This window comes from Paenibacillus macquariensis, from assembly GCF_900156375.1.
GTDB classification, from domain to species: domain Bacteria; phylum Bacillota; class Bacilli; order Paenibacillales; family Paenibacillaceae; genus Paenibacillus_AQ; species Paenibacillus_AQ macquariensis.
Genome location: NZ_FTNK01000046.1, coordinates 1 through 9,497 on the forward strand (window position 1 = coordinate 1; position 9,497 = coordinate 9,497).

At 37.0% G+C, this 9,497-nt stretch carries 11 protein-coding genes and 1 pseudogene; all 12 read left to right on the plus strand.

The window, feature by feature from the left end:
• On the plus strand, nt 1-171 hold a 171-nt coding region (locus BW961_RS31675), incomplete at its 5' end, for a DinB family protein (RefSeq protein ID WP_280175233.1).
• A gap of 270 nt (nt 172-441) precedes the next feature.
• Complete coding sequence (locus BW961_RS28720) at nt 442-1,296, plus strand: aminoglycoside phosphotransferase family protein (RefSeq protein ID WP_244556091.1); 855 nt, start codon at nt 442-444, stop codon at nt 1,294-1,296.
• 88 nt (nt 1,297-1,384) lie between these two features.
• Nucleotides 1,385-1,522: a DUF3953 domain-containing protein gene (locus BW961_RS31470; protein ID WP_280175234.1), complete on the plus strand. Its 138-nt coding sequence runs from the start codon at nt 1,385-1,387 to the stop codon at nt 1,520-1,522.
• Between the two features lie 118 nt (nt 1,523-1,640).
• Nucleotides 1,641-2,120 carry an SgcJ/EcaC family oxidoreductase gene (locus BW961_RS28730; protein ID WP_068592422.1) on the plus strand — a complete coding sequence of 160 codons (480 nt, stop codon included), beginning with the start codon at nt 1,641-1,643 and terminating at the stop codon, nt 2,118-2,120.
• 245 nt (nt 2,121-2,365) lie between these two features.
• A complete protein-coding gene (locus BW961_RS28735; protein WP_068592420.1) occupies nt 2,366-2,962 on the plus strand; it encodes a YdcF family protein in 597 nt (198 codons plus the stop codon).
• A 183-nt stretch (nt 2,963-3,145) separates the two neighbouring features.
• Complete coding sequence (locus BW961_RS29685) at nt 3,146-3,370, plus strand: histidine phosphatase family protein (RefSeq protein ID WP_082867719.1); 225 nt, start codon at nt 3,146-3,148, stop codon at nt 3,368-3,370.
• Between the two features lie 20 nt (nt 3,371-3,390).
• Nucleotides 3,391-3,711 carry a hypothetical protein gene (locus tag BW961_RS29690; RefSeq protein ID WP_082867718.1) on the plus strand — a complete coding sequence of 107 codons (321 nt, stop codon included), beginning with the start codon at nt 3,391-3,393 and terminating at the stop codon, nt 3,709-3,711.
• Between the two features lie 187 nt (nt 3,712-3,898).
• A complete protein-coding gene (locus BW961_RS28745) occupies nt 3,899-4,678 on the plus strand; it encodes a Cof-type HAD-IIB family hydrolase (protein ID WP_068592418.1) in 780 nt (259 codons plus the stop codon).
• Between the two features lie 239 nt (nt 4,679-4,917).
• Complete coding sequence (locus tag BW961_RS28750; RefSeq protein ID WP_068592417.1) at nt 4,918-5,505, plus strand: histidine phosphatase family protein; 588 nt, start codon at nt 4,918-4,920, stop codon at nt 5,503-5,505.
• 182 nt (nt 5,506-5,687) lie between these two features.
• Nucleotides 5,688-6,197, plus strand: a complete 510-nt coding sequence (locus BW961_RS28755; RefSeq protein WP_068592416.1) for a hypothetical protein — start codon at nt 5,688-5,690, stop codon at nt 6,195-6,197.
• A gap of 1,002 nt (nt 6,198-7,199) precedes the next feature.
• Nucleotides 7,200-7,465, plus strand: a pseudogene (locus BW961_RS28765) (winged helix-turn-helix domain-containing protein); the annotation flags it as partial.
• A gap of 305 nt (nt 7,466-7,770) precedes the next feature.
• Nucleotides 7,771-9,279, plus strand: a complete 1,509-nt coding sequence (locus BW961_RS28770) for a thiol-activated cytolysin family protein (protein ID WP_068592413.1) — start codon at nt 7,771-7,773, stop codon at nt 9,277-9,279.
• Nucleotides 9,280-9,497: the final 218 nt, after the last annotated feature.

Sequence of the window (9,497 nt, forward strand, 5' to 3'; positions counted from 1 at the left end):
AGGGTAACTCCCGAATGGGATGATGAGATCTATTTTAAAGGTGAGATACTAAGACATATTATTGTGCATGAAATCCATCATATAGGACAACTTTCTATATGGTCTAAGGAAATTGGAATTCCAGTCATTTCAACAAGTTTTATAGGGAAGAAGTTATTGGAAAGAAATTAAAGAATTTTTTTTGTATCTCAGAGATGGCCGATCCATCAGATAACGTTGTGTTCACGCTTAGGGCATCCGCCCTTGGTCAGGCGAAGCAGAAGAAGTGGATTCGATTGGAGTATGTTTAGTAGCAAGGAAGCAGATTCAACCCAACACATCCTTCCCCCTAAGATAAGGGCTATCTGAGGGGGAAGGAAGTCGTGAACACGGAAACGTTATAAGAAATCCCCACGAAAGGCAGTGAAAAATATAGGAAATCATTTTCGAGAAATAAACTGGGTGAAAAAGAGCGACATTATCGAGTCATTATTAGAACATGACACTTCATTAAATGTAGTTCCATTAGATTCTGGACTTGAAGCAGAAGTAATGAAAATCTGCTCGCCAGAATCAAATTTCGTATTAAAAATATGGAATAAAGAGTCAAATCCTGATGTTAATATTCAATATGAAATATTGGATGTCTTATACAATCAAGGAATAGCAGTTTCTAAACCTCTAGGTTGGGGGCTAGATGAGAACAACGATCAGGTATTACTAACCAGTTACGACGGAACACCTATCAACAAATTGGATAAACCTAAACTTTACAAACTTATGAAGATTTTATCTGGTATACATAAGTTTCCACTTGAAATTCTGGGTGGTTCTACAATACCAAAATATGATTTTATCAGTTACTTTTATCCTCGACTTGATGAGCATCCAGATATAAGGAATCTATTAGTTCAGCTTCATCAAAGTACAAACATGAAGCAAGACTGTTTGATTCATGGAGATTATAACCTTGGGAATATTCTAGAGTCTGATGGCAAGTTTACGGTAATCGATTGGACTAACGTTCAAATGGGCGATCCAAGATACGATATAGCTTGGTCTATTGTATTAATTTGGATTTATGTAAGTGAAAAGCATTGTTCTATTTACCGTACTGCATTTTTAACGGAGAACAATTGCGTAGCAGACGAACTCGAATTATTTGAGGCAATAGCTAGCCTTCGATGGATTCTGCTGAATAGAATTGCTAATCTTCCAAAAAGAAATAATACAATCTCAAGGATTAAGACTATATTAAATAAAAATAAATATTTGAATGAAAAGTTACTTAAGGAGGAGGAGAATTATTTTTCTTAAATTTTGTAAAATTATTCTATCTATACTAGTTATAACTATATCAATTTATTGTTTAATTACTAAAAGATTTGAACTGCTGCCATATATGATGTTGTGCTTAGGAGTATTTATGTTGGTAATAGGCTTAGAAGAGCTTCAAAAAGGTAGAAAAGGATTCTGGTATATGAGTATTATTGTTGCTGTATTCATTTTTTATATATCTATTCAGAACTTATTATTAAACTAACGGATCGTGATAATTTAAAGTTAACTATTTCAAAGAAGACGCTGAGATCATATAACACAAGTTTCACGCTATTATCGGAAACCATCACAAAAATTTATTCGTTCGAGGAGGAGATCCCGTGTTAGCAAATTCAGAAGCTATAAGAACGTTATATCAAAAACTAATAGGTGCTTGGAATGAGCGTAATGCTCATGAAATGGCTGATCTTTTTTGTGAAGGTGGAGAAAGTATCGGCTTCGATGGAAGTCAATCGATCGGTCCTGAAGAGATTGTGATGCATTTGAAACCTATCTTTGATAATCACCCAACTGCAAAATTCGTTATTAAAGTCAAAAGTATTCATTTTCTTGACTCAAATGTAGCCATTTTAAGGTCTATTGCGGGTATGGTGCCTCCAGGGAAGACAGATATAAATTCAAAAGTAAACACTCATCATACTATCATTGCAGTAAGAACGAATGATTCATGGAAGATACAATTATTTCAGAATACCCCTGCTCAGTTCCATGGAAGACCAGAATTAATTGAGAAGATGACAAACGAATTACGAGAAGAATTAATCGGCAGACAAGCCGCCTCGGTCCTAGAAGAAACGTAGAAGGATATATCAAAGACAAATTTTCCAAGTGAGTTCGGAGATGAAAGTCCTTCGTATAACAAAACACTCATGCATCGTCGCATCGCTCTTAGGTCGCCAAGAGGGATTTCCGAGAAGTAGAATCAGGGGGACACATCAAACCAACTAAGTGGTGAAGCGACCGAACCTAGTCCTTTTGCGGCTTGAGCGTTAGGAATGCGCAACATTATGTGAAATCCCTTCAAAATAAACAGGAGGAATCATGAATGCTAATTTCAAAAATAAATCCAGAACAATTAACACAAGAACAAATAATGACTTTATTGTATCCTGGTGATCCGAAGGAATCAGAAATGTTTGGTGATTGCATCATGGTATTCGGAAATGGCAATTTAGATAGAGCAACAAAGGCGATACAATTATATAAAGAAGGTAGAGCCCCGATTATTTTATTCTCAGGGGGAGACAAGTGGGGAGAACGTAATGAAATTGAAGCAATTGCTATGAAAGAATTTGCACTTGAACAGGGTATACCAGAAGAAGCAATAGTAGTCGAAATACTATCGAATCACACCAAAGAGAACGTCTTGGCATCAATATTAGTATTAGACAGAGCACTTGGAATTCATAAAATTAAGAGGATAATTGCAGTTAGCAATTCTGGGCATCTAAGAAGATGTCAACTTACGCTAAAGACTTACATGCCCAATTGGATAGATTTTATAATGGTAGGGGCCGAAGCGGAATTACCGGAAAATTGGTGGAATATACGTCCTATCAAAGAAAGGGCTGATAAGGAAGTAAGAAGTTTAATACAATATATTAATGAAGGGCAACTTGAAGACACGGAAATAGCTTTGTAAATGAATATTCAATGAGGGCATTTGATAACACCAGGCCCTTGATCTGTCAGAAGTATATTCGAGAAGAGTAATCAGGCAGATACGTCCATGAACCTAGGATAAGAGCTATCTAAAAGGAATGGACGTCCTAAATCCAGAAACGTTATAGGGAATTCATGTATATTAAGCTGAAAGGTGGATTCGATGGATTTAATACTTATCAGACATGCTCAAGGGGAACATAGCATCAATTTTCCAATGAGTTTAGATATTCGCCACCCTGGACTTACACAAATAGGAAAAGAACAGAGCAGGATATTCCCAGATAAATTCATCTTAAAGCCTGAAGATATTGTTATTGTAAGTCCTACAAGAAGAACAATTGAAACGGCTAATATATTTATTAAAGAACAAAAGGTAAATATATAAGTCCATCTATTGGTCCAAGAATGTTCCCACAAAATCCTGAGTGGATAACTTTAGCCTGTGATGAGATTTATTATAGTGATGATGTTGAAGAATTGTATAAAGAATTTGAAGTGATTGATTTTAATGAAGACTTATGGACAGAAGGTATAAACACAATCAATGAAAGATTATTCAAAGATGTAGCTGAACGATTCATAGATTGGATTAAGAAATTGAAAAGCACAGTTTATGTAATAACTCATGACGGTACGATTAATAACTATCGACAAATATTAGAAGAAAGAAACCTTACAAGAACTGATTTCCTGAAAGAAACAGAATGGTATAAGTTAATATTGTAAGATATTCAAAGAACATCAGATAACAAAGCATTCCTACGTCATGGCTGACGTCAAGGGGATTTTATGAGAGCATATTCAGGCGACACTTCAACCAGATAAGTATGACGATCCGTTCCCTCCGGTCATTTGTCAGGAATGCCAAACGTTAGATGAAATAACCAAGATATTTTTATTGGGGGGTGGTTCATTGAAGTATTCAACATTAGTCCTTGATTTGGATGGAACATTATTAAACTCTAAGAAAGAAGTATCAAAGAGAAATTTAGAAGCCGTTTTATCGTGTTATCAAAGAGGGATGAGAATTATATTTGCAACAGCCCGACCGCCTAGGGCTGTTAATTGGTTTCTTCCTAAGGTTTTATTGGATATCGGATCTTTTGTATATTACAACGGAGCACAGGTACTATGTAAGAAATCTAAGATAGAATTTAGTGAATCAATACCTGTTAATGTGCCTTCAGAAATTCTTGATTACTGTTTGCAGCATGATCCTCTAATTGAACTCTCGATGGAAGTAAATGACGAGTGGTTTAGTTTGATAGAGCTTGATTATATTACTTCGATGAATGCAAGATCAAACCCCATTGTTAAGCCCTTAAATGAGATGAAGCAATACGAAGCAACGAAGATACTTATCTCTGGAAATAATCACATAACGGGACTGTTTACTAAGTTTGGAGATAAAACAAATATAATAACAACGGATAATAATCAATTGATACAAATCATGCCGCTCCTAGCATCTAAGGAGTCAGCAATAATCAAACTGTGCAATTTGTATAATGTAGAGCTGGATTCAGTTATTGTATTTGGTGATGATCATAATGATATAGGTCTCTTTAAGAAAGCTGGATATTCCATCGCCATGGCAAATGCTATTGAAGAGTTGAAGGAAATAGCGGATGAAGTAACCGATAGCAATGATCATGATGGCGTAGCTGTAAGCCTAGAAAGAATGTGTGGGTAAATTGAGGTAGAGCATATAAATAAACTAACCTAAGTAATAAATGTATTCTTTTTTCTCTTAGTTATTTTATGCAATATTCAGGAGCAGTATTTTTAATATTAATGATAACAACAATGATCAGATTCAAATTAAAAACAAGTAGAAAAGAAAATGAAAAACCTTAAGCTTCAGGGGTTCGTGACTGCGGGAACTTTAGCTGATACCACCGCAATATTGATATAGAAAGCGGTGACATAGAAGTGACAACCTTTATATACTTTGTAAGGCATGCTGAGTCTATTTATGTTGAAGGTAGGGAAAGAAGTAGAAGCTTATCAGAAAAAGGAATGGCGGATGCATTAACCATAAAGGACATATTAAAAACAGAAGAAATTGATTGTTTCATATCAAGTCCTTATGAAAGAGCAATAGAAACCATTCGTCCAACGGCAATTGAGTATTTGAAAGATATCAAAGTTGAAGAAGATTTAAGAGAAAGAAACATTGGTATATTTTCTTCAATATCTTTTAAAGAAGCTAAGTGCCAAGTATATGAAGATATACATTATGCATTTCCACAAGGGGAATCTACCTTAATGGCGCAGAAAAGATCTGTAAAAGTTATGGAAGACATATTAGAAACATACGAAGGTAAGAAGATCGTAACTGGAACTCATGGAGATATTATGACGTTAATGATGAATCACTTTGATAAACAATATGGATTTGATTTTTGGGAGTCCACATCGATGCCAGACATTTATAAACTAAGATTTGAAGATAAAAGATTGAAAAACTCGACAAGAATATGGGGAAGCCTACTCGAAGAAGGCAATGGCATCAGCTAACAAATCATTCCTACATCGTCGCATTCGCTCCTTGGTCGCCAAGAGTATTTTCGGAGAAGTTAAGTCAAGGCGACACATCCAACCGGCTAAGTGGCAGAAGCCACCCGGACCTATGGTCCTTAAGCCGCTTAGACGTCAGGAATAAGCAACGTTAGGTGAAGTCGTCAGAAAAGGAGAAAAATATGACTCGTCATAAGCTGATCATAGTAGATGGTATACCCGGTTCTGGTAAGTCAACACTTTCAGAAATGATATCTAATGAGTTGAATAAACAAGAAATAAAGAACATTTTTTATCATGAATTAACTAAAGATCATCCACTATTCATACATGAGCGTAAATTCACAACTTTTGAAGATCAAGGTGAGGCTAACTATTATTTTAATCGAGTTGTTGAATTATTTAATAGATTTGTAGACTTACATAAGAATGAACCGGAAATTATTATTATCGAGAGTATATTATTTCAAGACACATTAAGTTTTGCATATAACATGGGAATGGAACGGCCTAAGATAGAAGAACTATTTAACCTATTAGTAGATATATTAAATAGATTGAATCCTGTTCTTATTTATATCTATCAATTGGATGTTAGAATAAACTGGGAAATGATGGGTGAGATAAGAGGTGTAGAATGGATACCTTCTTTACATACTCTAGAAGGATTAGATGAAGCTGAGAGAGATTGAAAACCAAATCAAGAATTTATTAAATTATTGATTGAAGAATGGGAGATCCCCAAATTAATTATTGAAAACAAAGATTATTTATGGGAGCAGTATAACGAGAGAACTAAAGAATTTTTGAAAGCTAACTCAATGTTGTCTGACAACATCACCTAAAATTACATTACCACAGCGGTCGCTACTCTCCCTTGGTCACCAAGAGGAACTTTCATAGAAGTTGATAGGCGACACATCCAACCGGCTAAGTGGCAGAGCCACCCGGACCTATGGTCCTTAAGCCGTCTTGACGTCGGTAATGTCAGATTTAATTTTTGTGATGGAAAAGAAGCATAAGAGAAGGCTACAAGAGAAATTTCCAAACAAATTGAAGAACAAACAATTAATCTGTCTTGATATACCCGATGAATATAGATTTATGGATGATGAGTTAATAGAGATATTGAAATCAAGAGTATCTGAATACATAGAAGTACCTGAATGATGAAATGATATGAATAAATAAGAGAATCAGAAATAGCATTTTGGAAGTGAATTCGGGAAGCCCCCGACATCTGATAACATTACATTCCTGCATCGTCGCATAGGCTCCTCGGTCGCCAAGAGGAGTTTCGGAGAGGCGAATTCAGATGACACATCCAACCGGATAAGTCTGACGACCCGGCGTTACGCACCTTAAGCCGCTTGAACGTCACCGAATACGGGAACGTTATCTGAAATATCAGCAAGGACTAATATACATAACGGATTGAGGTAACTATATGAAAGTGTCCAATGATAATACAAAACTAGAACCTAAAACACAAATAAGAGGAAGAACTATCTTCTTTGATTTTCCATCTATCAGGATTGGTATAGCAGAATATGAAGAAGGACCGACTGGTTGCAGGGTCTTTCACTTCCCCAACGAAGTAACTGAGGCAGTAGATGTTAGAGGAGGATCCACTTCAACATTTACCACGGACAATCATAACTTATTTGCGGGAGAACAAAAGCTGGATGCAGTACATTCCGGCAGGTGAGCTTCATATTTATCCGGAGAAATATGAAGTAGTACTGCACGGTGTAGCGATTCCACTTCGACCGAAGGAATTCGAAGTCCTTCTCTATCTTGTACAACTTCCTGGCATGGTGATTACAAGGGATGATCTGATGAATGTCGTCTGGGGCTTCGATTATATCGGCGGCCAGCGGATGTGCATGTCAGCTCGCTGCGCAAGAAGTTAGAGATGAACCAGCAATCCGTGCAGATCGACTCGATCCGAGGCGTCTGATATAACCTTGTTCTCAATAAAAAGATGAGTGTTCAACGATAATCTGATTACGAAAATAAGTGGGGCTGTTCCTTTTGGGACAGCCTCTTTAGTGTTGTTGGAGATGTGAAGGTTGCGAGGTGAGCGGTGAGTATACTGTGAATGTGCATAAATAAAATGAGGAATATCACAATAGCCTGTGAAGATTGAGTGAAATTTAATGTAACACTCGTGACTTTTTTCTACAAATATATCAATTTCCCTACAAAAAACCGATATATATAATGTAGGGTCCTACTGCTTTACAAAAAAGGAGGGGAATATGTATGACAACTCAAAAACGTGTTAAAAGCACGAAATGGTTATGTAGTCTGTTAGTTAGTGTGAGCGTATTCACTTTCTCCAGTATTTCATTTGCTGAAGCGTACGTGCCCAATGATATTGATGCTGGGATCGCAAGCCTAAATTATAATCGTCATGAAGTTTTGGCCGTCAATGGCGATCACATCAGTAGTTTTGTTCCCAAAGAAGGCAACCCGTCCAATGGTAAATTTATTGTGGTTGAACGGGATAAAAAATCACTCGCAACCTCGCCTGTAGATATTTCCATTATTGATTCGATCACGAATCGCACGTATCCAGGTGCAATACAGCTTGCAAATGAAGATTTTGCGAATAATCAGCCTAGTCTGGTTATGGCCGCGAGAAAACCATTAGATATTAGCATTGATCTACCTGGGTTGAAGAGTGAAAATACAATTACGGTTCAAAATCCAAATTTCAGCAGTGTTTCTGGTGCCGTTGATCAGCTCGTGTCGACTTGGGTTGACAAGTATTCGAGCACACATACACTGCCTGCAAGATTACAGTATGCAGAATCGATGGTGTACAGCAAAAATCAAATTGCCAGTGCACTTAATGTGAACGCGCAATACCTTAACAATACGCTCGGAATCGACTTTAACGCAGTAGCAAGCGGCGAGAAAAAAGTGATGGTCGCTGCTTATAAGCAAATCTTTTATACGGTAAGTGCAACGCTTCCTAACAATCCATCGGACCTTTTTGATAACAGTGTGACGTTTGCTGAATTAGCCCGTAAAGGGGTAAGTAATGAGGCTCCGCCACTGATGGTATCCAACGTAGCTTATGGCAGAACCATTTACGTGAAATTGGAGACAACCTCGAAGAGCAGTGATGTACAAACGGCATTTAAAGCATTGCTCAATAATCCTAACATACAAACTAGTGGTAGTGGACAGTACAAAGGTATTTATGATGAAAGTTCATTTACTGCTGTTGTATTAGGCGGCGATGCACAAACACATAACCAGGTCGTCTCGAAAGACTTTAGTGTTATCCAAAATGTAATTAAGGACAATGCACAATTTAGCAGTAAAAATCCAGCTTACCCAATTTCATATACGAGTGTCTTCTTGAAAGATAATTCCATTGCTGCTGTTCACAACAATACGGAATACATTGAGACTAAATCTACAGAATATACTAAAGGTAAAATAACGCTTGATCACAGTGGTGCATACGTGGCTCAGTTTGACATATCTTGGGATGAATTTACATTTGATGCGAATGGACAAGAAATCATTACGCATAAAACGTGGGAAGGAAATGGTCGAGATAAAACAGCGCATTTCTCGACAGAGATTCCACTTCCACCGAATTCCAAGAACATCAAAATTCACGCCAAAGAATGTACAGGTCTTGCGTGGGATTGGTGGAGAACAGTGATTAATGAAACGAACGTTCCATTATCCAGCAATATCAAAGTTTCGATTGGTGGAACGACGTTATACCCGACTGCTTCAATTAGTCAATGATCATTTAGGAAAGGGGCCGTCTCAAAAGCCATGAAAATGGCCGAGGGACAGCCCCTTTCGGGTTCGTAGATACAGAAACGTTAGGCGAAACCACCAGAAGCAAGTCGGAAAGGAGAATAAGAAAAGAAGATGATAATGAATCATGATTTAGCTGGAATTTTAGAAAGATCTGAAATCAATTATATGATAGATCGAATGACTGCGATACAAGAACGAGA

Bases quoted from the DNA above. Each gene is read 5' to 3' on its own strand.
- BW961_RS31470 (WP_280175234.1), top strand. From the start codon at position 1,385: ATGTTGTGCTTAGGAGTATTTATGTTGGTAATAGGCTTAGAAGAGCTT.
- BW961_RS28735 (WP_068592420.1), top strand. From the start codon at position 2,366: ATGCTAATTTCAAAAATAAATCCAGAACAATTAACACAAGAACAAATA.
- BW961_RS29685 (WP_082867719.1), top strand. From the start codon at position 3,146: ATGGATTTAATACTTATCAGACATGCTCAAGGGGAACATAGCATCAAT.
- BW961_RS29690 (WP_082867718.1), top strand. From the start codon at position 3,391: ATGTTCCCACAAAATCCTGAGTGGATAACTTTAGCCTGTGATGAGATT.
- BW961_RS28755 (WP_068592416.1), top strand. From the start codon at position 5,688: ATGACTCGTCATAAGCTGATCATAGTAGATGGTATACCCGGTTCTGGT.
- BW961_RS28770 (WP_068592413.1), top strand. From the start codon at position 7,771: ATGACAACTCAAAAACGTGTTAAAAGCACGAAATGGTTATGTAGTCTG.